Raw genomic sequence first — 22,620 nt, forward strand, 5'->3', positions numbered from 1 at the left:
GCTACACGGTCGCCGCCATGCCGAAGCCGTCGACGCCGGCGAGTTCGCTTTCGTCGGCCGGCGTCTGCCAGAGGCGGTCGACCCGGGCCCCCCAGGGCCCCCGTCGCGCGGCCTCCAGAAATGCGCTGATCGCCGCATCGGAGCCGGCGGCCAGCGCCTCGACCGAGCCATCCGCCCGGTTGCGGGCCCAGCCGTCGAGGCCCAGCGCATTCCCCTCCCGGATCAGAAAGGCGCGGAAACCCACGCCCTGGACGCGCCCCGCCACGAAAAAGCGAACGACGCGACGGCTCATGGAACCGCGACATTGTCGATGAGCCGCGTGGCGCCGAGACGCGCCGCGGCCAGGATGCGGATCGGCCCGTCGGAAGGCGCCGCGACGCTGGCCAGCGTCTCGGCGTGACGCGCTTCCACATAATCGATTTCGAAGCCGGCGGCGGCCACCGCCTCGCGCGCCTCCGCCATTACGAGGCGGATCGCCGTGCCCTCGGCGATGCGTCTGGCCGCCACGGACATCGCGCGATGCAGCGCGGGGGCGCGGGCGCGATCCTCCGCCGACAGATAAACGTTGCGCGACGACATCGCGAGGCCGTCCGGATCGCGCAGCGTCGCGCTGCCGAGAATGCGCGTCGGAATGTCGAGATCGCGCGCCAGGGCGCGGATGACGAGCAACTGCTGGTAATCCTTCTCACCAAAGACCGCGACATCCGCCTGCGCCTGATTGAGCAGCTTCGCCACAACCGTGGCGACGCCCGCGAAATGCGCGGGGCGGAAGCGATCCTCGAGATCGGCCTTGGCGGGGCCGTCGAGCGAGACCGTCGTGCAAAAGCCTTGCGGATACATTTCCTCCACCGCCGGCGCGAAGACGAGATCGGCCGCGACGCTCTCGAGCTTCTCCCGATCGGCGGCGAGCGTGCGCGGATAGCGGGCGAAGTCCTCGTTTGGCCCGAACTGCGTCGGGTTGACGAAGACGGTCGCGATCACCCGATCGGCGTGGCGGCGCGCCGCCTCGACGAGCGAGAGATGGCCCGCGTGCAGCGCGCCCATCGTCGGAACGAGCCCGATCCGCTCGCCGCTCGCGCGCTGCGCCCGCACGAACGCGCGCATCTCCTCGATCGTGTGAACGACAGGAACCTCGAAGCTCATCCGCGCGGGCCTTTCCGTTGTTCCGCCAGGAGATGGGAGAGAGAGCCGACATAGGCGGGCGGCAGCTCCAGCGCCTGCGCCGCGGCGACAATGTCGGCGAGATAGCCGGGCCAGGCGGCGCCCTGATTCGGCGCGGCCCCGATATACACCAGCGCCGGCGCGGAGCCGAAGGGCTCGCGCAGGACCGGGATGATCCGCTTGGCGTAGAGCCCCTGCCCCACCTGCTCGTAACGGTCGAGCGCCGTCACGTCGGAGACCGGAACGTCCCACAGCGCCCCGTGGACCGTGGCGCGGGGATCCGGCGCGACGCTGGCGAAGCCTGAAGGGAGAATAACGAAGCGCCAGCGCGGCAGCCGCGCCCGCCCCACGAGCCTGGAGCGCGGGCAGCGCCGGGCCATGGCGGCGGCCTCCATATTGGAGCCATAGGCAAAATGAAGCGGCACGGTCAGACCCTCTCGCGCGACGGCGCAAGCGTGCTATATCACGACCGCAAGGAAGGGTGGCCGAGTGGTTTAAGGCAGCGGTCTTGAAAACCGCCGTGGGGGCAACTCCACCGTGGGTTCGAATCCCACCTCTTCCGCCATCAGAAGAGAATCTTTCTTCATCGAATGGGGCATGGTCAGCCCCGGACGCGCGCAAAGGAAGGACGAGGGCTCTCTTGCGGGTGATGGCTCTTCGGCCCCGGCCCGCCGAACTTCCCTGCATCTTCTGGAAAGCAGTTCGGGGTGGCCTTGCTCAACGCGGCGACGCGCCCCCGCCCTCCCCGCTCAGGCCAAATTGCCCGAGATTCTTGCGAACGTCCCCGAAAGTTTGCTTCCGACAGATCTCGCTGCCGAGATTGTCGCGATGGCGATGAGCGAGGCGATCAAACCATATTCAATCGCAACCGCTCCTGTTTCATCATTCATAAAATTTACGAGCACTTGCACGCTGGACCTCCGACTTTTTACGCAAGGCCAAGGTAGATTGCCCAGAACAAATAGAAAAATAGGATATATGAATATGACGCATCCGTTTTTTCGATCGCATCGCGCGCCACAGCCGAATGGCGTCAGCGCCGCACCCTCGCGCCGAGGCGCCTGGCTTTTGTCCAGGCGCCGCCGCTCCTTGTCATAGGTCCCTCAGGCCATGAGCTTCTCGCGGTCGTTGCCAAACCAATGCCGCTCACATGAGCGCGCGGGCCACGCCGACCGAGGGACCTCATTTGCATGTACCGGGGCGGACCTGATCCTTCAGCACGTCGACGTTGGTCACATTGACGTTCCCTGCAGGCAGATATCTGCAGACCCATTGCGTGCCATTGTGCACGATCCCGTTGCTGTCGGTGATGTCGCAATCCGCGCGTCCGCATCCAAGCTGGCAGGAGTCCTTCCAGACGACCTGCGTAAAGTGACCGTTCACGTCCTTGCATTCCGAAGTGGAGCCGCCTTTGAACACGGGATTGTTGAAATCGTAGTTCTTGTTTTCACAATACCACGTCGTCTCGAAGGCCTCTCTGTCGGTTAACGCCGGCAACACGGGCGCGCCATTGACCTCTTTCCAGGCGGCGGCAAGGTTCTCTCCAGTTGAACCATGCACGCCGAGGCGGCATTTCTCCGCATAGGCTTGAGCCTGCTGGGCGAGTTCAGCCGACCATTTGAGCGGCGCGACGCAATGTTGGGCGCGTCGCTCATTATGCGCGCGAAGCATGTCGACCCATTGGTTTGGAGCCGGATCCTCTTTCAGTCCCGCGCACTGTTCCGGCGGCGGTTCCGGCGTGGAGGGCGCAATTTCCGGAAGCGCTCCGCAAATCATGCCGATCGCGTCGATGAAGAGTCCGGCGCGTCCCTGAATTCCTGTTATGGCTTCGCCGTTGCGACAAAGTTGATAATGGTCGGGGAATATGCTTGCGGGCGATCCAACGATGATCGACCGATAGGAGCCGTTGTACGGCGACCTGCATCCGAAATCGATCTCTTTGACGAATTTGTTCGACGAGTTGAGAAGCACCGCGGCGCCGGTGATCACCTGATTCAAGTTACAGGTTTCGATGCGCGAGACATTGCCGCCATTTCCACCGAACGCCGGGCCGATCGGATCGTAATCCAATCCTAAAGGACCGATTTTGGCGCAAATGACGGCGATCTGATCCAACCAGGATCCTGCCCGGTATTTCGCCCCAACCATGAAGTGTCCCGCGGGGCAGTCGAAACGAAAGGCGCCGCCGCCGGGGCCTCCGTAGAGAGGAAATTCTTGCGCCGCTCTGACGGGCGAAGCTGAGAGCAAAGAAAGACAAAGCGCGCCGAAGATAACCCCTCCGGCGCGCTGATTGAGCCACTTGAGGATTTTGCTGAATGCGGTTGAGCGCATGGACGGGCGTCCCAGTCTCAGTGAGAAATGATTCTAGCGTCAATCTTTCAGAAACGCTGGCGCAGTGATTTCGTTCCAGACCAGCGACCCCCCATCTGCGTCCGGGCTTTACTTTGTTTTCTGAATCATGCTCTCGAGTCGATTGCCGGCGGCGCGATGGGTCAGGATCTGTCTGATTTTATCAAAGATAATGACGGCCGCGTCCTCAGGGGGCGTCCCTTGCTGATAGATATTCGAAATCACCGTATACTCGTAACGCGCAGCCTTATTGGACCTGGCCGGGTCTTCCGGCTCGACGCGAAAAGCGAGATAGGCGGACATGCTCCGCGACGCCATGCCGTCGCCTCCAGGTCGTTCGCCGATGAGCGTGACGACGAGTTGCGGCTTCAGCGCGTTCCCGATTGCTTCTGCGAGCTTGACGCGGCCGTTGCGGGCGAGAAATGGCTCGCCGACGGTGACCTTCGCTCGCGAAAGCTCGGACAGGAGCGGCGGAAGAAGCCTCGGGATGTTGTGATGGATGGCTTCCGCGCTCAGTCCATCGGAAATGAGGATCTGAACGTCGCGACCCTCGGGCGTCAGCATCGCGAGCGCACGCGCGTCGAGAGTGGCGCCGAGTTCGGGATTATTCAAATGTTCAAGCTTCGTGGCGGCGGCGGTGTCGATGCGGCGAAGCGTGATCGGGCCGAGCTTCTCTTCTGACAATTCTGCATAAATCGACTCCCGCCCGAGGGCGAGATTGGCGCGCGTTCGACGTGAGACGTCATTGGAGGGCCGAGCGCCGGCATTGTCCCAGCCATAGGCCGCCGGCAGTTTTTTGCATCGTCTTTCGAACGCTCGCCCGTCGCTGAAAATGCGTGGATCGCCCCAGTTCGGGCCCCGCCGAAGAGCGCCCGTTTCATCCCTTTGAAAGATCCCGCGGTCGACCGCCCAGATCGCAAATTCCGGCGCAGTCGTGCGTTCGAAGATTTCTCTCAGCGTCTGGTCGTCGTGCCCGGACGTATCGAAATAGGCGAGCATGCGATCGACGCCGAGATAGACGTCCATGAAGTAATTGGCCCCCGCCGCCGTCAGCAGCGCCGTCGCGACCTGCTGGCCTTCGGTCGTTATTTCCGAGTGGAGCGTATAGCAGGGCGCCATGCCCATCGGCAGACCGAGGAGCTTGCCCATGAAATGATCCTGCAAATTCGACAGGATCATCTCCATGTTGGTTCGGTGTGTCTCAGGGCCGATGAAGCCTGTGACATTGTTGACCATGAAGGGATCATAGCGCCGCGCGAGGCCATAGCAGAGCGCCTCCGCGGTGGTCATGTCGACGCCATTATGTTTTCCGTAAGTGACTTCGCTTCCCTGCCCGGTTTCGAAATACATGAATTGTCTTGCGTCGCGACCGAGCGCGCCGCGTTCCGACATGACCGTGTAGGCATGGTCGAGAAGCGCGATCGTGCAGTCGAATTCCTCCGACAAGGTGCGCTCCGTTCCCGCCAGACTTTGAAACATGATTTCCACGGGCGCGCCATTTTCAAGGCAGGCGAGTTGCGTGCGAATGTGGGAAAGCACGCATATTTGCGTCGGCGCTCCGGCATGGCGTCTCACGGCGTCGATGTGCGTCAGCAGCCTTGTCGTGTTTTCCACCGTATCGATCGCCGGGTTGACGCCAATCAGAGCGTCGCCGGCCCCGAGACTGAGACCCGTGTGAATAAGCAAGGCGATGGCGTCGAGGTCGTCCGTCGGATCGTTGGGCTGAAGCCGGGAGGAAAGCGTATTTGGTAGTCCGACCGTTGTTCGCGCGGTTGCAGAGCACGACAGCTTTTTGCTGGCATAGATGAGCTCATGCACGTCCATGATTTTCGCGATCGCCGCCGCCATCACGCCGGTGACCCCTTGGCCCAAGCGCTTTACGACGGCGGCGTCGCCGCCAAGGATGGCGTCCTTCGCCGCGCCGACGGTCAAGGACGCGATCTCTCGGAACACAGTTAGGTCGATATCGTAATTGACCCGCATGACCTCGTCGACGACGCCATCGCCATCGCCATCGTCGAGAGGGGAATTGTAAATATGTTGCAAGGTCAAGCTGGAGAGAATGCGTCGCGCCGCCTCTCTCTCGAGATCGCTTGTCGCGGCCAGGCCGGCCAATCGATCTCCGGCCTTGTCGTAATCGGCAGCGCCGAGTAGGCGCTTCAGCCCTTTGAAAACGAACTTGCGATCGAAGAGCGTCGCCTCGAACGTCTCTATCGGACGAGGGTCCGGTATAGCAATCTTGGAAAGAGGCGTCAGACCACGCATCGGCGCATTCCTCTCATCCGCCGCCGAGCATGGCTCAGGCGTTGCTTCGGCTTTTGGTGCGATTATAGGACGTGACAAAACAGGCTCAAGCGGCGCTCCAGGAGGATAAGAAGGAACATTGAGACTGCCGAGCGGTTGAAGAGTGTTCGCTTGCCTTATGGGGATGACGCCCATGCCTGGTCGCCCTGCACGATCGCTTTCTCCGCTCATCTTGTCGCTTTTCGCTTCCGTGTGCTTTGCACAATCTTTGCCGGATGCGAGCTATCGCCCATTGCCCACCCGGCCTTTCGACGCGGTAAAGGCGGACGACGAGGCGAGTAAGGCCGGCGTCCAGCAGCAGCAGCGCGCATTGCTGGAAGAGCGTTACGATCTTTCTGACAAACCGATTCCCGGCCTGATGATGTCGGGCGGGCGCAAGGCGGTCCAGGGCGGCGTGCGCGTCAAGCTGCCCAAAGGCGCGACCTGGGACGGTCTCGGCACGATGGCGCCGGAGCAAATCCGGCAGAAGGGGCTCTTTCCCGCGGGCTTCCTGCCGCTTCCGCACGTCAAGCAATCAACCGGCGGGCAAGTCATACCCAAGGAGCAGATCGACGAAATCAGCCGTCAGGAGCGCCGCGACCTCAAACGCTTCGACGTCGATTTCGACCTGCCGGCGCATCTGACGCCAGAGTTTCCGCCGCCCATCTTTCTCACGACGCGCCCCGATCTTGGCGACGTCTCGCGCGGCCAGCTGCTAACGATCAGGAACCATTACAAGATGATGGTGGGGCTGCTGACGCCGGTGCAGCTCGAGGGTCTTCGCCTGCTTCTAACGCCATTTCCGCAGGAGGAATTCAATCAGACCGAAGAACGCAAGGTCGCGGAACAGTCGCTCGGCATTTCCTGCCTCGACTGTCATTCGAATTTCCACACCAACGCGGCTTTCCACCAGACGCCGGACCTTCGGCCCCAGGCCGTGCGCTTCAGGCTGGATACGGTAAGCCTGCGCGGCATGTTCAACCAGCAAATCCATGGGTCGAAGCGGTCTTTGCGCTCGGTCGAGGATTTCAGCGAATTCGAGCAGCGCACCGCCTATTTCAACGGCGATCAGGTCAGCGCCCAACGCAAGGGCGTGCATTTGCCCAACCGCGCGGATCAGGTCGCGATGATGGCGCAGATGCAGAACATCATCGACTTCCCGCCCGCGCCGAAGCTCGATCCGACCGGGCGCCTCGATCCGACGCGGGCGACGCAACAGGAGCTGGCGGGCGAGAAGCTGTTCCTGGGCAAGGGCCGATGCGCCGAATGCCATATCCCGAACCTCTCCTTCCTCGACAACAATATGCACGATTTGAAGGCTGAGCGATTCTACGAAATCGGCAAGAACATCAACGGGCTCATCGTCGTGCCGGATGGACCGATCAAGACCTTCACGCTGCGCGGGGTCAAGGATTCGCCGCCCTATCTGCACGACGGCCGGTTGCCGACCCTTGCGGATACGGTGGAATACTTCAACCTCGTGCTCGGCCTCCAGCTGACGCGCGAAGAGAAGGACAATCTGGTCGCCTATATGCTGGCGCTGTAAGCGGGGCGGCGCGTGAGTCGCCGCCCAAATTCATCGCCCGACCCGCGACCGGCCGACGTCTAACATTCCAGAAAGGCGCGCAACGCCCTCGAGCTTGCGTTGCACATACTGTCTGAACAGTGCAGTTTTAGCTTCCGTCAGCCCTGAGAACGCATAGGCGAAAGCGCCGGCGCCGGCGATTACGCCGAGCGTGACCAGCCAGTTGCCCATCGTCGCGTTTTGCAGCGCCCAGCCCGGCGCGAAGGTTTCGAGTCCGGCGCGGAGGAAAACGATGATGGGCAGATGCGTCAGATACAAGGAATAGGTGAAATTGCGAATGTCGAGCCGCGGGGCCGGCAGCGCCGCGAACAGGCGGGGCGCCGAAAATCGCGACGAGAGAAGCAGATTGGCGAAAGCGAGCGCGCAAACCACGTCGCTCGCGGTGCGCGCCGACGGGAAGGACTCGACGAGCGGCCCGCGCACCAGAAGGCGGATCGGAACGATCACAGTGATGAAGAGCGCCAGCGCCGCCCAGTAGGAGCGCATGAGCGGGCGCGGCGCCATCGCCACGACCGCGCCAGCGATCCACATGACGTAGCCCCAGAAGAAGAGGTAGGAAACGAGCGAAAAATAGCCGCAGACGAGGACGGCGAGGCAAAACCAGAAGAGCCGCGCGCGCGTCGACAGATGCGTTGCAATCGGCATCAGCAGCAGCGGGAAAGTAATATAATACCAGACCTCGACCGCGAGCGACCACAGCGGGATGTTCGTGCCGTAGGGCTCGGCCAGGATGTTTTGCAGATTGAGGAGATTGAGCGCGAAAACGTCGAAGCCGAAATGGCCGGCGAACATCGGATCGCTATAAAAACCGCCTCTCCTGAAAAGCGCGCCGCCGACGGCGTCGATCAGGAAAGTGAAGGCCAGCGCCGGAGCCAGCACGACATAGATGCGGGCGAACCGTTTCAGAAAATAAGCGTAATAGTATGACTCGCCGCTCCTCACGCCCCTGACGACCTCGCCGCCCACGAGATAGCCCGAGATCACGAAGAAGCCGACGACGGCCTTGTGGCCGACCTCCTTGTTGGAGACGAACCACCAGACATATTCGAAGAAATTATGCGGGGCGCTCATAATGTCGGCCTGCGCGAGCAGGAGGGCGGTCGCATGCATGACGACCACCGCGCCGGCGCTCATCCAACGGAAGAAGCTTATGTTGCGAGAGGCGAATGCCTCGGTCGTCGGCGTCATCGAAGATCGCTTCGCATTCAGGCCAAATGAAAAGCCCAGTGGTTCCTTTTGATCGCATCGAGGATGCGCCCCGCGGCGTCCGCCCATGACGACCCCAGCACGCGTTCGGGGTGGGCTGGCGCGAGGCCCGCTTCCCAGCGCCGGATGGCGTCGGCCAGAGCCGCCGGATCGTTCAACGCGAAATAGATGGCGCCGTCGCGGCCGATCTCTCTGAAAACGGGGATGTCGCTGCAAAAAACCGGCTTGCCGCAGCGCGACGCCTCGATCACCGGCAGTCCGAAGCCTTCTGCAAAAGAGGGGAAAACCAGAGCGGACATGTGCGCATAGAGAAAGGCGAGTTCAGCGTCGTCGACATCGTCGAACCAGAACAGCCGGCGGCCGAATTCGGGGTGGGTCGTGATGCGCGCGACAAGCCGATAATCGAACCAGCCCCGCCGCCCGACGAAGACGAGCCGCGCCGGATGGCCTTGCGCCCACAGCCGCTCGAAGGCGTCGAGCGCGACGAGATGGCCTTTTCTCGGCTCGAGCGTGCCGACGCAGAGAAAGACCGGCGCGTGGTCCTGCACGACCTTCGCGATCTTTTCTCGCGCCTTAGCGGTCGAATTGGGCGCGAAATGGGAGGCGTTGTGAAACCAGCCAATCGAGAGGCCCGGCCGGTGCGCAAGGTTCTTGTCTTCGATCAGCGCGCGGAGATCGGCGCCAGAGGCGCGAGAGATGGTGAGAACGCCGTCGGCGCTGGGCAGAATATCCCGCAGCCACGGCCCGAACAGCGCGACTGTCCGCTCATGGCAGACGGCCGGGAAAAGCTCGGGGATGACATCGTGCACGCAGACGATCACCCGCCCGCCGCCGGCGTGAACCGCGTCGAATACGCCTGCATAGGCTTGCGGGTAATTCCAGGCGTCGGCGAGGATGAGAAGCTGGTCGCCGGGTGCGACCGCGAGCTCCGTATCTCCCGCCCTGTCCTTGGCGCCGATCGGCGCCACGCATTCGAGAAGCCGGCCCTTGTCGCATCTCACCAGCAGGCAATGCGCCGGATCGGCGGCGAGGAGAGCGTTGGACAAATCCTTGGCGACCCGCTCGATCCCCGTTCCCATGTCGCGCTCGACCGTGCCTGTCACGTCGATCAGAATGCGACGCGGCTCCGCCGCCCGCGTTTCGCCAGCTTCGGCGGAAGCGGCGCCCGTCGTCGCGGGAGCGGGCGCGGCGGAGAAGAGGCGGCGCGCGAAGCCGGCCAAGGCCTCCTCGAGACGCAGCAGCGGGCGCACCACGAGCCAGCTTGCGGTATAGATGATTTCGTAACGTTCCTTCTTCAGTTGAAGGACTTCCGCGTAGAGATATTGCAGCTGATGGGCCAAGAGCCCTTCCTGCTCCGCGAGGCGGGACGAAGCGTCTTTTTCGCGGGCTTCCGCGGCGAAATCGTCATGCGTGCGCAAAAGAAACATTCTCCTGCCGCGGATGGGGCGTCATGGCGAAAGATCACACATGCCCCTGCCTGTCAAAACCGCGGTCATAGGCTCGGGCCGGCCGCCGAGCTTGACCTCCAACGCCGCTCTTGCGACCCGGGGGCTTGGAGCCCCTACTCGCGCGCATATTCGTCGCACTGTTCCCTGGAGTAGGCGCCGAGGCTCATGCAATCCCCAAAGCGGTCGCGACTGAATTCCTGGGCGAGCAGCACAGCCAGGATGACGGCGGCGGCGACATAGACGGCGACAAGCAAGGCCCCGCCGAGACGTCCCATGCGCGCCACGTCACAGGCCGGGCGGCAGTTTTTCGTAGCGTTTGCGATCGGCGTCTATCACGCGCGCGAGAGCGCTGCACTTTTGCTGATCATTCGGATTTTGGGCGACGCAGATCTGATAGGCTTCGAGCGACTGTTCGTAGGAACTGACGGCGTATTCCCTGTTCGCCGCATCCTTGACGCTTTGCGGGCTGCTGTTGCAGCCGGTCAGGCCGAACATGAGAACGGCGACGCCCAAATAGCGCATATCTCCCCTCTTTGAGTAAATTCCTAGCGCAAGGTCACCGGCCAAAATAGCCCGTTGGCCGAAATTGTCACGTTGACCGGAGTCATGCAGGCGTAGGGGATGTAGATCGCCTCTCCCCTGGCGAAGCTGCGGCCGGCATACCAGTAGTCGAAAGTCTGGCACTTGCCATTGTTCACCGCCACGCCTTCGACCTCCGCGACCGCTGGTCCGACCACGAGGCATTCGATCCAGCGATAGCCGCTGAATGTCTGCAATTCGGGCAGGAAAGCCGCCGTTTCCAACAGCCGGCAGGCGAAAGGCCCAGCTTGCGCCTTGGCGGGCGCGGACCCGACGAGGGCGATCGAGAAGAAGAGGCTGGCGCAAAAAAGCTTTACCATGGCGATGATTCCCGTCATGCCCGTCGGCTTTTTCATAAAGCATCAGGCAGAGCTTCGCATATTGCGTTTTTTGCTCGGCGGGCGAGGCGGCATTTTTTGCGAGAAAGGACATCACCCGTGGCGAGGATAGATCGGGAAGACATGGCGGCGATGGCGGCGGCGGCGGCCTTGGTCGGCGCAGCTGGCGGCGCACATCTTTGGCACGCCGGGCCAATTCTTGGTTTCCTCGCCAGCGCCGTGGCGCTTGCCGGCGTCGCCCATGTGATTGGGGAGGCGACGGATCAGGTCGGCAATCACCTCTCCCCCGCCGCCACCGGCCTCGTCCAGTCCGCCGTCGGCAGCCTGCCCGAGCTGTTCGTCTGCATTTTCTCGCTGCAAGCCGGCCTCGTCACTGTCGTGCAGGCGGCGCTGATCGGCTCGATCCTGGCCAATGTCCTGCTGGTGCTGGGCCTGGCCTTTATCGTCGGCGGCTGGCGTCACGGGGTCCTGGTCTTTGGCGTGCGCACGACGCGAATGATCGCCTCGCTGCTGTTGCTCGCGGTCTCGGCGCTGTCTCTGCCGACCCTCGCCAATGAGCTGCATCTGCCGGCGGCCGCTCATGAGCAGCCGCTGGCGGTCGTCTGCGCCGTCGTCCTGCTGCTCGTCTTCGCCATCATGACCAAGGAAATGCTCGGACCCGGCCAGCGCACCGTCCCGGCGGAGGCGCACGCACGCGCCCACGCCTGGCCGCTGTCGGTCGCAGTCGGCGTGCTTCTGGTCTGCGCCGCGGCGGCCGTGCTGGTCTCGGACTGGTTCGTCGAGGCGCTCGAGCCGGCGATGGATACGCTCGGATTCAGCCAGACTTTCGCCGGCCTCGTCGTCGTCGCCATCGCCGGCAACGCCATCGAGAACGTCGTCGGCATCCGCCTGGCGGCGGCGGGCAAGGCGGATCTCGCCGTCAGCGTCGTGCTGACGAGCGCGCTGCAAGTCGCGGTCGTGGTCGTGCCGATCCTGGTGCTCGTGAGCGTCGCGCTCGGCGGCCCGCCCTTCACCCTCGCCATCCCGACCATCCTCGCGGCCGCCATGTTTCTTTCGGTCATGGTGGTTACGGTGGTGACCGTGGACGGCGAGGCCGACATGGTCGACGGCGCGGCGCTCATCGGCCTTTATGTGATCATCGCGGCGATCTTCTGGTGGGGCTAGCTAGGAGCTCGGCCGTCCCACGGTGTCGGCCATCACCGCCCCGCGCTCGCCGAGCGGGCGGGGATGGCCTTCGGTCGTGTCCTTCGCCGTTTGATGCTCCATCTCGGCGTTGAGCTCCGCGCCGATGAGCAGCACGATCGACGACACCCACATCCACAGCATGAAGCCGATTGCGGCCCCGAGCGAGCCATAGGTCTCGTTGAACTTGCCGATATTGGCGGCATACCAGGAGAACAGAAGCGAAGCGGCGAGCCAGACGATGGCGGCGAAGGCGCCGCCCCAACTGACCCAGCGCCATTTGGGCTCGTCGCGGCTCGGCCCGAAACGATAGACGAGCGAGATGGCGAGCGCGACGAGGACAAGCAGAATCGGCCAGCGCAGCAGGGCGATCGCCGTCTCCGCTTCGGGCGGCAGACGCAGCGCCTGAAGCGCCGGCGGCGCGGCGACCACGAGGGCGAGCGACATCGCGATCATCGCCATGCCGCCCAGCGTGAAGGCGAGCGTCACCGCGTTGAGCCTGAAGAAGCCGCGCTTTTCGCGTTCCTGATAGACGACGTTGAGCGCGTCGAAGATTGCTTTCATGCCGGCGTTGGCGCTCCACAGCGACACGAGCAGGCCGATGATCGAGGCGGCGCCGAGACGGGCGGAGCCCTGCGCCGAGACGCGTTGGATCTGGTCGCTGACGATCGAGAGGCCCTCGGCCGGAAGCACGCCTGAAAGCGCGTTGATATGCCCCGCGATCGTCGCGGGATCGGCGACGAGCCCGTAAAGCGCGACAAAGGCGGCGATCGCCGGAAAGATTGCGAGCAGCGCATAGAAGGTCACGCCTGCGGCGATGGCGAGAACGCGGTGCTCGGCGATATTGTTGTAGACCCGTCCGAGCACATCCATCCAGCCGGACGCGGGGATCTCGGCCGGCGTGGACGCGTCTCTTCCGCGACCCGCCGCCCCCCGGCCCGATGAAGAAGCCTGATCCATCGCCATGTGCGAAACCTCCGCAGCGCGCGGCGTCCACCGCGCTGTCACGGAAGAACTGCGTCAGGGAATGTGCGTTCCGCACGGACGCGCGATTAGAATTCGACCTCGAGCTCCTCGATCTCTTCCTTTTCGGCAAGCGCCTGGGCGACCCATTCCTGCATTGCGGGCCAGGCGAAGATGCGGTCGCAATAGGCTTGCGCAACCGGGTCGAGCGGCACGTCATAGGTGCGAAAACGCGTGGCGACGGGCGCGTACATGGCGTCCGCCATGGAGAATTCGCCGAAGAGATAGGGCCCGCCGTGGGCGTCGAGACAGTCGCGCCAGATCTGCGTGATCCGCGCAATGTCGCCCTGCGCCTTGGACCAGACCTTGAACTTTGGAAAATGCGCCTTGAGATTCATCGGCAGCGCCGAGCGCAGCGAATTGAAGCCTGAATGAATCTCGCCGCAGATCGAGCGGCTTCGCGCGCGGCTCAGGCGATCCGAGGGCAAGAGCTGCGCCTGCGGAGCGATCTCGTGCAAGAACTCGCCGATCGCCAGCGTGTCCCAGATGCGGTAGCCGTCATAGGTGAGGCAGGGCACGAGGATCGAGGGCGAGAGCAGGAGAATTTCCTCGCGCGCGGCGGCGTCGTCCGGATCGACGACGATCTCTTCGAACGGAACGCCCGAAAGCTTCATCATCAGCCAGCCGCGCAAGGACCAGGAGGAGTAGTTCCTGCTGCTGATGGTAAGCGTGACGTCCGGCATGGCTGCTCCTTGTTGCAACGGCGCTCAGCAAGTCATGTGCCAGTGTGCGCTGCTGATGGCACAGGCCTTGCTCGCCAGCGACCAACGCAACGCGAAGGTCATTGTCACTGCGCATGTACGACGCTTATCACGCCTACGCCCATTTGCATGATCAGATTAGACGGGCGGCCGCGCGTCATGAACGCGTAATGAGCGTCTGGGGCGCGATGCAATTTGCCCACCCCCTTCGATGCATCCAGGCCTATCATGAGTTGATCGCGCTCGCAGGCTTCACGCATCATCGTCCCGATTACGGAATTCAGGAGATCGCCACGGACGACGGCGCGATCGTCCCCGTGACGGAAACGCCGGTTTTCACAACGCCCTTCTGCACGCTCCTGCGCTTTTCGCGACAGGGCGGCGGCGCAGAACCGCGCGTGCTTCTCGTCGCGCCCATGTCGGGCCATTTCGCCACTTTGCTGCGCGGCACGATCCGCACGTTGCTGCGCGATCACGAGGTCTATGTCACCGACTGGCGCAATCCGCGCGACGTGCCGCTCGGTCAGGGAACGTTCGGTTTCGAGGACTTCGTCCAGCATGTGATCGACTTTCTGAAGTTCATCGGACCGCATTCGCATCTTGTCGCCGTGTGCCAGCCGACGGTTCCGGCGCTGGCCGCCGTCGCCCTCATGGCCGCCGACGACGACCCGGACCAGCCGGCGAGCCTGACGCTGATGGCCGGGCCGATCGACACGCGCGTGTCGCCCACGAAAGTCAATGAATTCGCGACGTCGAAGCCGATCGAATGGTTCCGGCAGAACATGATCAGCACGGTGCCGCGCGGACTGCCCGGCGCGGGGCGGCGCGTCTATCCCGGCTTTCTGCAGCTTTGCGCCTTCATGAGCATGAACATGGATCGGCACAGCAAGGCCTTCGCCGACCTGTTCAAGCACCGGGTCGAAGGCAACGTCGATAAGGCGGCGCAAATTCGTTCGTTCTACGAGGAATATTTCGCCATCATGGATCTCGACGCGTCGTTTTATCTGCACACGATCGAGACGGTGTTTCAGAAATCTGCCCTCCCCGAGGGCAAACTGCTCTTTAAGGGACGCACCGTCACGCCGCGCGCCATCCGAAAAACCTTCCTTCTCACCGTCGAGGGCGAAAGGGACGACATCTGCGCCGTCGGCCAGACGCTCGCCGCGCAGGACCTGTGCAGCGGGCTACGGCCTTATATGAAGTCACATCACATGCAGGCGGGCGTCGGCCACTACGGCGTCTTCAACGGCAAGCGCTGGGATCATCAAATCTATCCGGTGCTGCGCGAACACATCCGTAACAGCCTGTGATCTCACCAGTAGCGCCAGTAGGGCCCGTAGCGCGGCCCGGTCATGAGCCACAGCTCCTCGCGCTGCACGCGGCGGTCGGCGGCCCGGTCGAGGTCGACGTCGAGCAAACATTTGGAAAATCCGTCCGTCCCGCGCCGGAAGCCATAAGAGCGGCAGCGTGCGTCGTCCATCGCGCGCTGCTGGGCGGGAGAGGTCGTCTGGCAGGCGCAAAGCAGCAGGCCCGCCGCCATCGCCGCCAGAACGCCAATCTTCGGCATTGCGCAACCCTCGTGAAAGCTCGAACCCAACAAAAGGTCGAGCAGGAAAATGGCCGCTTCACGGCGCCGGCGACTCTTCGTTTGACAGGCGCTGGCAGGAATGGTCACCCTGCGCAGAGAAAGAGGTCCATGGGACGCGGGAGAGGGATCAATGCGTGAGATTCTCGCCCATTTCGGCGGCGTGCCGTTGCGCGCTCTCGGCGACAAGGAGACGCTGCTTTCCGAGGGCGACCGCACCGGCCATCTCTATGCCCTCGCCGAGGGGCGGCTCGAAGTGCTGCGCGGCGAAACCCAGGTCGCGCTTCTGGAGGAGCCCGGCTCGCTCATCGGAGAAATGGCCGTTCTGCTCGATTCCCCGCATACGGCGACCGTCCGCGCCCTCGGGGAGGCGAAAGTATATGTGGCGAAGGACGGCGCAGACTTTCTGAGCGGACGTCCCGAACTCGCCTGGCTGGTCTCACGCCTTTTGGCCCGCCGCCTCAACGCGGCGACGACCTATCTCGTCGACATCAAGCGGCAGTTCGCGGGCTACGGCAACCACCTCGAAATGGTCGGGGAAGTTCTCGAATCGCTGATGCATCAGCAAGGGATTTCCCGGGGCCGGCAGGCCTCTGACCGCGACGGCTATCAGGACTAAAACGCCGGGAAGGGCGGCGGCGTGAACCAGTCTGGCAAGGCGCTCAACGGCGCAATCGGCCGCACCAGCGGCTGATCGAGCCGGACGGATTGGCCGCCCATGGCGGAAAGCCATAACGCTTCCTGCAACTCGGTATCGATGACGATATAGGCGGGCGGCGCGCCATATTGGCGCCCGGCGTTGAGCACCCATGTGTCGCCGAGGCGGTCGACCCAGGAGCCTTCGGCGACGAAGGGGGCCTGGTGGATATGCCCACAAATGACGAAATCAGGCCGATAGCGGCCGATCCAGTCGACGAGGTCGGCGTCGCCGAAACTCTGCTTGCCCGACCAGCTGGTCGGCGACTGGCGCGGCGGCGCATGATGCGCCCAGATCCAGCGCAGGCCTTCCCGCAGTTCCGCGTCCGCCGCGAGTTGTCCGACGAGCTTTTCTTTGACTTGCGGGCCGTCCCACCAGGGAAAAACCGAGAACAAGGCGTCGTCGACTTCAACGGCGTCGCCGTCGCAGGCGACGCCCAGGCGCCGCGCCTCCTCGACCCAGAGCGCAATCTTCTCGCCGCTGTCGCTGCGAGAATCGAGATCGTGATTGCCGCTGCAAAAGATCGCCCGCGTGGTCGCGGCGAGGCGCTCGAGATATTTGCGCACCACGACGATCTGGGCGCCGTAATCGACGATCGAGCCTGCATCCAGCGCGTCGCCCGCGAAAATGACGAGATCGAATTGCGGCGCCGCGCTCATCAGCCAGTCGAACTGCGGCAGCGCGTAATGGAGATCTGAAACGATGAGCCAGCGCATGGGCGAGCCTACCGCGGATGCGTCGCCAGCGGCGCCTCGAGAACCGCGAAGTTTTGCATGGCGAACCCTCCCCCAAACCGCTCGCGCGGCGGCGCCAGCTACTCTGCAAAGCTCTCGCAAATTGCCCGAAAGGTAAAGGCTTTACCCATTTTGGGATCAGTGGCCCTTGCCAAGACTCGGCCGCGGCGCGATCTCTCGTGCAAAATCAGAGAGCAAGGATCATCATGGCTACGCTCGCGCCCGAGCTTTCCGTTTCGCGCTGGTTCAATACGCCAAAGCCCATCTCCCTCGAAGGACTGCGCGGGCGCGTCGTGCTGCTGCACGCCTTTCAGATGCTCTGCCCCGGCTGCGTGGCGCATGGAACGCCGCAGGCGCAGCGCGCACATGAGCTTTTCCGCAACGCCGACCTGACGGTCATTGGCCTGCATACGGTTTTCGAGCATCACGCGGCGATGACCCCGGTGTCGCTCGAAGCCTTCATTCACGAGTATCGCCTGACTTTCCCCATCGGCGTGGATGCGCCTGCGGAAGACGGGCCGATCCCGGTCACCATGCGCCGGTATCAGATGCGCGGCACGCCCACCGCCATCGTCATTGCCCGTGACGGAACCATCCGCCACCACGGCTTCGGTCAGGAGGACGATCTGGCGCTCGGCGCCATCCTCGGCGCGCTGCTGGCGGAGACGCCGTGACGCTTCCTTCTGTCGAGCCGCTGGTCTTGATTGGGGCCGTCGCGCCGCTCGGCGCCGACGGGAGGGTGAGCGGAATCGACAAGAAGCCCGCGCCCAGCCCCTGGCGCATCTGCAAGACCGGCCTTGCCGGCGACGCTCAGGCCGATCTCGCCCATCACGGCGGGCCGGAGAAGGCGCTGCATCATTATCCCTTCGACCATTACGGCGCCTGGCGCGCGGATATCGGCGCGGCTGCGCCGCTCGACGCCCCCGGCGCCTTCGGCGAGAACCTCTCCACGCTGGGCTGGACCGAGGACGATGTCTGCATTGGCGACGTCGTCCGGTTCGGGAAGGCGCTGCTGCAAGTCAGCCAGGGCCGCCAGCCCTGCTGGAAGCTCAATCGGCGCTTCGGCGTCTCGGATATGGCGCTGCGCGTCCAGAGGAGCGGCCGCAGCGGCTGGTATTATCGCGTTCTCGAAGAAGGCGCAGCCGGGCCGGGCGACCTGCTCGCCCTCGTCGAACGCCCCTGCCCCGACTGGCCGCTCTCGCGGCTCACGCGCCTGCTCTATCGCGACACGGGGGACCGTGCGACTCTTGCCGCCATGGCCGCGCTCGACCCGCTCGCGGAGGGCTGGCGGCGGCTGGCGCGGCGGCGGCTGGAAAGCGGCCGGATCGAGAGCTGGGACGCGCGCCTTTTCGGCTGAGGGCGCGATTGCCACGGCGCCGCGAACTTTCTAACATGCCGCTGAGCCTGAAGCCCTGCAATAAGCGTAAGGAACGCAATGTCCGCCCGCCTGCACGAAACGCTGCAAGACAATCTCTTCGCCGGCAAGATTGGCGCGGAATATGAGCTGCTGCGGCTGATGTGCCCCAACCACGTCCTGCTTGCCAAGTCGGTTGGCGAGGCGGTCGCCGGCTTCAGGCCGGGCGTCGCGCTCAAAGGGTTCGAGATCGGCTGCGGCACGGGAATCTGCACGCTCGCGCTCCTCGCCGCGCGCGACGACCTCACGCTCATCGCTGTCGACAGCGCCGCGAAGATGCTCGATCAGGCGCGGGCGAGTCTCGCCGATTATGTGGCGGCCGGCCGCGTCGACTTCAGAGAAGCCGATGCGCTCGCAGCGCTGAAGGCGCTGCCTGACGGGAGCGTCGACGTCGTGGCGTCGAATTACGCCATTCACAATTTCTCGCAAGGATATCGCGCGCAAACGCTCGCGGAAGTCTACCGCGTCCTGACGCCGGGCGGCCTCTTCGTCAATGGCGACCGCTACGCGATCGACGATCGCGCGGCGCATCTTGCCGATACGCAGGCGATGATGCGCCAGTGGTTCAAGCTCTTCAAGGAACTCGACCGCCTCGATCTGCTCGAAGACTGGATCGTCCATCTCTACGGCGACGAGTCGCCCGACCACATCATGTATCTCCAGCCGGCGCTCGACCAGCTTGCCGCGCTCGGCTTCGCGCCAGTGGAAGTCGCTTTCCGCGAGGGCGTCGACACGCTGGCGAAGGCCCACAAGCCGTAATTTTCCAAAGTCACACAGGCGGGCTATAGCCTGAGCATGGATCTCGCGCTTCTGGCCCTCTTCGGCTCGCTCATCACGGCCCTCTGTCAAACCGTCACCGATCTCGGCACAAAGGCCGCGACGCGCGCCGCCGACGATCGCGCCATCCTCGCGGCGCAATGGACGATCTGCACGGCGCTGCTGCTGGTCGCCAGCGCCATTGCTTATCCGGGATTGCTGAGCGCGCCCGTGGAGACGCTGGACGGGCTGACGAAGCCGGGCTTCTGGACTTTGCTCGTCCTCAACGGCTCCCTCAATGTCGTCGCCTATATTTTCTTCATCCGCGCCTTCCGTCTCTCAGACGCGTCGCTCGTCGCGCCGCTCGTTCTGTTGACCCCGGTGCTGATGCTCGTCACCTCGCCGATCATGACCGGCGAAAGGGCGCCGCCGATGGGCGTTCTCGGCGTCATTTTCACCGTGCTCGGCGTCGGCCTTCTCGACGCCAATCAGGCCAACGGCAAGCGATTCAACTTCGGCGTTTTCATCCGCCACGCCGGCCCGCGCTACATGATCGCGACGGCGAGCATCTGGAGCGTCTGCGCCAATCTCGACAAGCTCGGCGTGATCGCGTCAACGCCGCTCGTCTGGATCACGACGCTCAGCGCCTTTATCGCGGCGTGTTCGCTGGCCTACTGGCTGGCCAGCGGACGACCGGGCGCGGGCCGCAAGGCGCTGCGCCATGCCCTGATTGCAGGTTCGGCCATGTCCTTCGGGACGGCGCTGCAAATGTGGGCGCTCACGGTGCTCTTCACCCCTTACGTCATCGCCATTAAGCGCCTGTCGGCGCTGTTCACGGTGCTCGCGAGCGGGCATGTGCTGAAAGAGGAGACCGGCGGACGGTTTCTGGGCGCGGCCGTCATGCTCGCCGGGGCGGTGATGATCGTGCTGGCGCGGGGGTGATCAGTAATGATATCGGCACTGCGCGATCAGCAGGCTTGCGCCTTCGACGCGATACACCAGCCGGTGCTCCAGTGTGATCCGACGGGACCACCAACCGCGCAAGTCGCCTCGAAGAGGCTCGGGCTTCCCTGTGCCCGAAAATGGCGTTCGCACACATTCCTTGATGAGATCGTTGAGCCTCTCGAGGATCTTCGCGTCCTGTGACTGCCAATAAAGGTAATCTTCCCAGGCTTGCTCCGCGAAGATGAGCTTCATTCAGAGAGCTTGCGCTCCGCGCCCTTGCCCGCGTCGAGTTCGTCGATCGCCGCCAGCAGGCGCTCGGCGTTGCGGGGGCTTTTCAACAAATATGCCGTCTCTTCATAGGATGCGAAATCCTCGAGCGAGATGAGCACCGCCGCAGGCTTCCCTCGGTCCCGTGTGATCACGACGGGCTCATGATCCTCGGTCACGCGGTCGAGCGTGGCCGCGAGGTTCTTGCGGAGGTCACTGAAGGAAGTTGTGCGCATGACACAGATATGTACGTAATCGAGTACAAAAGCAAGTAGCCGCCAACCGGCATGGCCAAGCTTGTCCCGGCCATCCACGCGAGGCCGCCGGGCGATGATTGCAACATTAAGGCCGAGGAACGCTACTCCTCCATCTTCAGCGCCGCAATGAACGCCTCCTGCGGGATCTCCACCCGCCCGAACTGGCGCATCTTCTTTTTGCCTTCCTTCTGCTTCTCGAGCAGCTTGCGCTTGCGGGTCACGTCGCCGCCGTAACATTTGGCGGTGACGTCCTTGCGGAAGGCGCGCACCGTCTCGCGCGCGATGATCTTGCCGCCGAGCGCCGCCTGGATCGGCACCTGGAACATATGCGGCGGGATCAGCTCCTTGAGCTTCTCGCACATCTGCCGGCCGCGCCCTTCCGCGCGGGTGCGATGAACGAGCATCGACAGCGCATCCACGGGCTCCGCGTTGACCAGAATGCTCATCTTCACGAGATCGCCGACGCGGTAGTCGGTGAGCTGATAATCGAAGCTCGCGTAGCCCTTGGAGATCGACTTCAGACGGTCGTAAAAGTCGAACACCACTTCGTTGAGCGGCAGGTCATAGACCGCCATGGCGCGTTTGCCGACGTAATTGAGATCGACCTGAACGCCGCGCCGGTCCTGACAGAGCTTCAGCACCGAGCCGAGATAATCGTCGGGCGTGAGGATCGTGGCGCGAATCCAGGGTTCCTTGATCTCCTCGATCTTCACCACATCCGGCATGTCGGCCGGATTGTGCAGTTCGATCTCCTCGCCATTGGTGAGCAGGATTTTGTAGACGACCGAGGGCGCCGTCGCGATGAGGTCGAGATTGAACTCGCGCTGGAGGCGCTCCTGAATGATTTCGAGATGCAGGAGCCCGAGAAAGCCGCAGCGGAAGCCGAAGCCGAGCGCCGCGGAGGTCTCCATCTCGTAGGAGAAGCTGGCGTCGTTCAAGCGCAGCTTGCCGATCGCGGCGCGCAAGTCCTCGAAATCGGCGGCGTCGACCGGGAACAGGCCGCAGAACACGACGGGCTGCGCCGGCTTGAAGCCCGGCAGCGCCGCGTCGCAGGGCTTGCGCTCGTCGGTAATCGTGTCGCCGACGCGGGTGTCCGCCACCTGCTTGATCTGTGCGGTGATGAAACCGACCTCGCCCGGCCCGAGCGCGGCGACGTCCTGCATCTTGGGACGGAAGACGCCGATCTTGTCGACCTCGTAATGGGCCCCCGTACCCATCATCTGGATTTTCTGGCCCTTCTTCAACGTGCCGTCGAAAATGCGCACCAGCACCACGACGCCGAGATAGGCGTCGTACCAGCTGTCGACGAGCAGCGCCTTGAGGGGGGCCTTCTCGTCGCCCTGGGGCGGCGGCAGGCGGGTGACGATCGCCTCCAGCACGTCCGGGATGCCGATGCCGGTCTTGGCGGAAATGAGCACGGCGTCCGAGGCGTCGAGGCCGATGACCTCCTCGATCTGCTCCTTGATGCGGTCGGGCTCGGCGGCCGGCAGGTCGATCTTGTTCAAGACCGGCACGATCTCGTGCCCGGCGTCGATCGCCTGATAGACATTGGCGAGCGTCTGCGCCTCGACCCCCTGGGAGGCGTCAACGACCAGCAACGAGCCCTCGCAGGCCTTCAGCGAGCGCGACACCTCATAGGCGAAATCGACATGCCCGGGCGTGTCCATCAAGTTGAGAATATAGTCTTTTCCATCCTTGGCGCGGTAATGCAGACGCACCGTCTGCGCCTTGATCGTAATGCCGCGCTCGCGCTCGATATCCATCGAATCGAGCACCTGCTCGACCATCTCGCGCGCCGCGAGCGTGCCGGTTTCCTGGATCAGGCGGTCCGCAAGCGTCGACTTGCCATGGTCGATATGCGCCACGATCGAGAAATTGCGGATGTTGTCGAATTTGTGGGGGGTGCTCATGGCGCGAGGGGATAGCAGCGCCCGCCCTCAAAGGGAAGGGCGCGATGTCCCGATTGGCGCGAGGGCCCCGAGGGCCGGCCGCGGAAAAGGCTGGGGCGTCGCCATGGTCTACCGCGTTGCAACAGAAGTCCCGTAGTTTCCACAGCTTTCTGGCGGGGGCGCGCGCCGGCATGCTGGCAAGGTTGGCGAAAGCAAAGACT

The 22,620-nt window shown here is 63.7% G+C and carries 26 protein-coding genes and 1 tRNA gene; 9 read left to right on the forward strand and 18 right to left on the reverse strand.

Translation table 11 applies throughout. The features are described 5' to 3' along the window. Window position 1 precedes the first annotated feature (1 nt). Genes RVU70_RS01485 through RVU70_RS01495 form a run of 3 tightly spaced genes read right to left on the reverse strand, consistent with a single transcriptional unit; the run spans window position 2 to window position 1,586 of the window. Complete coding sequence (locus tag RVU70_RS01485) at window positions 2-292, reverse strand: acylphosphatase (RefSeq protein ID WP_363349328.1); 291 nt, start codon at window positions 290-292, stop codon at window positions 2-4. After that, the gene (gene panC, locus RVU70_RS01490; protein WP_363349329.1) at window positions 289-1,143 is read right to left on the reverse strand and encodes a pantoate--beta-alanine ligase; all 855 of its coding nucleotides are present in this window, start codon (window positions 1,141-1,143) and stop codon (window positions 289-291) included. The genes RVU70_RS01485 and panC overlap by 4 nt, the downstream gene beginning before the upstream one ends. Beyond that, window positions 1,140-1,586: a gamma-glutamylcyclotransferase family protein gene (locus RVU70_RS01495; RefSeq protein ID WP_363349330.1), complete on the reverse strand. Its 447-nt coding sequence runs from the start codon at window positions 1,584-1,586 to the stop codon at window positions 1,140-1,142. The genes panC and RVU70_RS01495 overlap by 4 nt, the downstream gene beginning before the upstream one ends. Before the next feature lie 50 nt (window positions 1,587-1,636). Between RVU70_RS01495 and RVU70_RS01500 the strand changes: the two genes are divergently transcribed. Then, a tRNA-Ser gene (locus tag RVU70_RS01500) sits at window positions 1,637-1,726 on the forward strand. 184 nt (window positions 1,727-1,910) lie between these two features. Here the strand turns inward: RVU70_RS01500 and RVU70_RS01505 are convergent. The 3 genes from RVU70_RS01505 to eutB all read right to left on the reverse strand — a co-directional run bounded on the left by RVU70_RS01505 (window position 1,911) and on the right by eutB (window position 5,775). After that, window positions 1,911-2,051, reverse strand: coding sequence for a Flp family type IVb pilin (locus RVU70_RS01505; RefSeq protein ID WP_363351173.1), 141 nt, complete (start codon window positions 2,049-2,051; stop codon window positions 1,911-1,913). Between the two features lie 292 nt (window positions 2,052-2,343). After that, a complete protein-coding gene (locus tag RVU70_RS01510) occupies window positions 2,344-3,276 on the reverse strand; it encodes a CAP domain-containing protein (protein WP_363349331.1) in 933 nt (310 codons plus the stop codon). A gap of 324 nt (window positions 3,277-3,600) precedes the next feature. Next, window positions 3,601-5,775, reverse strand: coding sequence for an ethanolamine ammonia-lyase subunit EutB (eutB, locus tag RVU70_RS01515; RefSeq protein ID WP_363349332.1), 2,175 nt, complete (start codon window positions 5,773-5,775; stop codon window positions 3,601-3,603). A 172-nt stretch (window positions 5,776-5,947) separates the two neighbouring features. Between eutB and RVU70_RS01520 the strand changes: the two genes are divergently transcribed. Then, complete coding sequence (locus RVU70_RS01520; RefSeq protein WP_363349333.1) at window positions 5,948-7,339, forward strand: cytochrome B6; 1,392 nt, start codon at window positions 5,948-5,950, stop codon at window positions 7,337-7,339. Window positions 7,340-7,369: 30 nt separating this feature from the next. On the opposite strand, the gene RVU70_RS01525 is transcribed toward RVU70_RS01520, so the two are convergent. The 5 genes from RVU70_RS01525 to RVU70_RS01545 form a co-directional block, all read right to left on the reverse strand. Further along, window positions 7,370-8,566 (reverse strand): acyltransferase family protein, encoded by a 1,197-nt coding sequence (locus tag RVU70_RS01525; RefSeq protein WP_363349334.1) that lies wholly within the window; start codon window positions 8,564-8,566, stop codon window positions 7,370-7,372. Between the two features lie 17 nt (window positions 8,567-8,583). Further along, window positions 8,584-10,002: a glycosyltransferase family 1 protein gene (locus RVU70_RS01530; protein ID WP_363349335.1), complete on the reverse strand. Its 1,419-nt coding sequence runs from the start codon at window positions 10,000-10,002 to the stop codon at window positions 8,584-8,586. Window positions 10,003-10,145: 143 nt separating this feature from the next. After that, on the reverse strand, window positions 10,146-10,307 hold the full coding sequence (locus RVU70_RS01535) for a hypothetical protein (protein ID WP_363349336.1): 162 nt from the start codon (window positions 10,305-10,307) through the stop codon (window positions 10,146-10,148). Window positions 10,308-10,317: 10 nt separating this feature from the next. After that, a complete protein-coding gene (locus RVU70_RS01540) occupies window positions 10,318-10,554 on the reverse strand; it encodes a hypothetical protein (RefSeq protein WP_363349337.1) in 237 nt (78 codons plus the stop codon). Between the two features lie 23 nt (window positions 10,555-10,577). After that, window positions 10,578-10,967 (reverse strand): hypothetical protein, encoded by a 390-nt coding sequence (locus RVU70_RS01545; RefSeq protein WP_363349338.1) that lies wholly within the window; start codon window positions 10,965-10,967, stop codon window positions 10,578-10,580. An 81-nt stretch (window positions 10,968-11,048) separates the two neighbouring features. On the opposite strand from RVU70_RS01545, the gene RVU70_RS01550 reads away from it, so the two are divergent. After that, complete coding sequence (locus RVU70_RS01550) at window positions 11,049-12,113, forward strand: sodium:proton exchanger (RefSeq protein WP_363349339.1); 1,065 nt, start codon at window positions 11,049-11,051, stop codon at window positions 12,111-12,113. Here RVU70_RS01550 and RVU70_RS01555 read toward each other — a convergent pair whose 3' ends face one another. Together RVU70_RS01555 and RVU70_RS01560 are read right to left on the reverse strand one after the other, a co-directional pair. Continuing rightward, entirely contained in the window at window positions 12,114-13,097 is a 984-nt protein-coding gene (locus tag RVU70_RS01555; RefSeq protein ID WP_363349340.1) for a YihY/virulence factor BrkB family protein, read from the reverse strand. A gap of 86 nt (window positions 13,098-13,183) precedes the next feature. After that, window positions 13,184-13,837, reverse strand: a complete 654-nt coding sequence (locus tag RVU70_RS01560) for a glutathione S-transferase family protein (protein ID WP_363349341.1) — start codon at window positions 13,835-13,837, stop codon at window positions 13,184-13,186. Between the two features lie 113 nt (window positions 13,838-13,950). On the opposite strand from RVU70_RS01560, the gene RVU70_RS01565 reads away from it, so the two are divergent. Then, window positions 13,951-15,165 carry a polyhydroxyalkanoate depolymerase gene (locus RVU70_RS01565; RefSeq protein ID WP_405044872.1) on the forward strand — a complete coding sequence of 405 codons (1,215 nt, stop codon included), beginning with the start codon at window positions 13,951-13,953 and terminating at the stop codon, window positions 15,163-15,165. 2 nt (window positions 15,166-15,167) lie between these two features. Here the strand turns inward: RVU70_RS01565 and RVU70_RS01570 are convergent, their stop codons facing one another. After that, window positions 15,168-15,422 (reverse strand): hypothetical protein, encoded by a 255-nt coding sequence (locus RVU70_RS01570; protein WP_363349343.1) that lies wholly within the window; start codon window positions 15,420-15,422, stop codon window positions 15,168-15,170. Between the two features lie 151 nt (window positions 15,423-15,573). Between RVU70_RS01570 and RVU70_RS01575 the strand changes: the two genes are divergently transcribed. Beyond that, window positions 15,574-16,059, forward strand: a complete 486-nt coding sequence (locus RVU70_RS01575; RefSeq protein ID WP_363349344.1) for a Crp/Fnr family transcriptional regulator — start codon at window positions 15,574-15,576, stop codon at window positions 16,057-16,059. On the opposite strand, the gene RVU70_RS01580 is transcribed toward RVU70_RS01575, so the two are convergent. After that, on the reverse strand, window positions 16,056-16,853 hold the full coding sequence (locus RVU70_RS01580; RefSeq protein ID WP_363349345.1) for a metallophosphoesterase: 798 nt from the start codon (window positions 16,851-16,853) through the stop codon (window positions 16,056-16,058). The two genes, RVU70_RS01575 and RVU70_RS01580, sit on opposite strands and share 4 nt — an antisense overlap. A 224-nt stretch (window positions 16,854-17,077) precedes the next feature. On the opposite strand from RVU70_RS01580, the gene RVU70_RS01585 reads away from it, so the two are divergent. From RVU70_RS01585 to RVU70_RS01600, 4 genes are all read left to right on the forward strand, one after another. Next, window positions 17,078-17,545, forward strand: coding sequence for a redoxin domain-containing protein (locus RVU70_RS01585; protein WP_363349346.1), 468 nt, complete (start codon window positions 17,078-17,080; stop codon window positions 17,543-17,545). After that, window positions 17,542-18,228: an MOSC domain-containing protein gene (locus RVU70_RS01590; RefSeq protein ID WP_363349347.1), complete on the forward strand. Its 687-nt coding sequence runs from the start codon at window positions 17,542-17,544 to the stop codon at window positions 18,226-18,228. Before RVU70_RS01585 ends, RVU70_RS01590 begins: the two co-directional genes overlap by 4 nt. A gap of 78 nt (window positions 18,229-18,306) precedes the next feature. Further along, on the forward strand, window positions 18,307-19,044 hold the full coding sequence (locus RVU70_RS01595; RefSeq protein WP_363349348.1) for a class I SAM-dependent methyltransferase: 738 nt from the start codon (window positions 18,307-18,309) through the stop codon (window positions 19,042-19,044). Window positions 19,045-19,080: 36 nt separating this feature from the next. Then, complete coding sequence (locus RVU70_RS01600) at window positions 19,081-19,983, forward strand: EamA family transporter (RefSeq protein WP_363349349.1); 903 nt, start codon at window positions 19,081-19,083, stop codon at window positions 19,981-19,983. Here RVU70_RS01600 and RVU70_RS01605 read toward each other — a convergent pair whose 3' ends face one another. From RVU70_RS01605 to lepA, 3 genes are all read right to left on the reverse strand, one after another. Then, entirely contained in the window at window positions 19,984-20,238 is a 255-nt protein-coding gene (locus tag RVU70_RS01605; protein ID WP_363349350.1) for a Txe/YoeB family addiction module toxin, read from the reverse strand. Next, window positions 20,235-20,489 (reverse strand): type II toxin-antitoxin system prevent-host-death family antitoxin, encoded by a 255-nt coding sequence (locus RVU70_RS01610; RefSeq protein WP_363349351.1) that lies wholly within the window; start codon window positions 20,487-20,489, stop codon window positions 20,235-20,237. Before RVU70_RS01610 ends, RVU70_RS01605 begins: the two co-directional genes overlap by 4 nt. Window positions 20,490-20,611: 122 nt before the next feature. Next, window positions 20,612-22,420, reverse strand: a complete 1,809-nt coding sequence (gene lepA, locus RVU70_RS01615; protein WP_363349352.1) for a translation elongation factor 4 — start codon at window positions 22,418-22,420, stop codon at window positions 20,612-20,614. Between the last annotated feature and the right edge of the window lie 200 nt (window positions 22,421-22,620).

The sequence above is a fragment of the Methylocystis echinoides genome, from assembly GCF_040687965.1.
In the GTDB taxonomy this organism is placed as follows: domain Bacteria; phylum Pseudomonadota; class Alphaproteobacteria; order Rhizobiales; family Beijerinckiaceae; genus Methylocystis; species Methylocystis echinoides_A.

Coding starts and splice junctions, on each gene's coding strand:
- RVU70_RS01485 (WP_363349328.1), bottom strand. CDS start 292: ATGAGCCGTCGCGTCGTTCGCTTTTTCGTGGCGGGGCGCGTCCAGGGC.
- panC (WP_363349329.1), bottom strand. CDS start 1,143: ATGAGCTTCGAGGTTCCTGTCGTTCACACGATCGAGGAGATGCGCGCG.
- RVU70_RS01505 (WP_363351173.1), bottom strand. CDS start 2,051: ATGAATGATGAAACAGGAGCGGTTGCGATTGAATATGGTTTGATCGCC.
- eutB (WP_363349332.1), bottom strand. CDS start 5,775: ATGCGTGGTCTGACGCCTCTTTCCAAGATTGCTATACCGGACCCTCGT.
- RVU70_RS01520 (WP_363349333.1), top strand. CDS start 5,948: ATGCCTGGTCGCCCTGCACGATCGCTTTCTCCGCTCATCTTGTCGCTT.
- RVU70_RS01525 (WP_363349334.1), bottom strand. CDS start 8,566: ATGACGCCGACGACCGAGGCATTCGCCTCTCGCAACATAAGCTTCTTC.
- RVU70_RS01535 (WP_363349336.1), bottom strand. CDS start 10,307: ATGGGACGTCTCGGCGGGGCCTTGCTTGTCGCCGTCTATGTCGCCGCC.
- RVU70_RS01540 (WP_363349337.1), bottom strand. CDS start 10,554: ATGCGCTATTTGGGCGTCGCCGTTCTCATGTTCGGCCTGACCGGCTGC.
- RVU70_RS01545 (WP_363349338.1), bottom strand. CDS start 10,967: ATGAAAAAGCCGACGGGCATGACGGGAATCATCGCCATGGTAAAGCTT.
- RVU70_RS01555 (WP_363349340.1), bottom strand. CDS start 13,097: ATGGCGATGGATCAGGCTTCTTCATCGGGCCGGGGGGCGGCGGGTCGC.
- RVU70_RS01560 (WP_363349341.1), bottom strand. CDS start 13,837: ATGCCGGACGTCACGCTTACCATCAGCAGCAGGAACTACTCCTCCTGG.
- RVU70_RS01565 (WP_405044872.1), top strand. CDS start 13,951: ATGTACGACGCTTATCACGCCTACGCCCATTTGCATGATCAGATTAGA.
- RVU70_RS01570 (WP_363349343.1), bottom strand. CDS start 15,422: ATGCCGAAGATTGGCGTTCTGGCGGCGATGGCGGCGGGCCTGCTGCTT.
- RVU70_RS01575 (WP_363349344.1), top strand. CDS start 15,574: ATGCGTGAGATTCTCGCCCATTTCGGCGGCGTGCCGTTGCGCGCTCTC.
- RVU70_RS01580 (WP_363349345.1), bottom strand. CDS start 16,853: ATGCGCTGGCTCATCGTTTCAGATCTCCATTACGCGCTGCCGCAGTTC.
- RVU70_RS01585 (WP_363349346.1), top strand. CDS start 17,078: ATGGCTACGCTCGCGCCCGAGCTTTCCGTTTCGCGCTGGTTCAATACG.
- RVU70_RS01595 (WP_363349348.1), top strand. CDS start 18,307: ATGTCCGCCCGCCTGCACGAAACGCTGCAAGACAATCTCTTCGCCGGC.
- RVU70_RS01600 (WP_363349349.1), top strand. CDS start 19,081: ATGGATCTCGCGCTTCTGGCCCTCTTCGGCTCGCTCATCACGGCCCTC.
- RVU70_RS01605 (WP_363349350.1), bottom strand. CDS start 20,238: ATGAAGCTCATCTTCGCGGAGCAAGCCTGGGAAGATTACCTTTATTGG.
- RVU70_RS01610 (WP_363349351.1), bottom strand. CDS start 20,489: ATGCGCACAACTTCCTTCAGTGACCTCCGCAAGAACCTCGCGGCCACG.
- lepA (WP_363349352.1), bottom strand. CDS start 22,420: ATGAGCACCCCCCACAAATTCGACAACATCCGCAATTTCTCGATCGTG.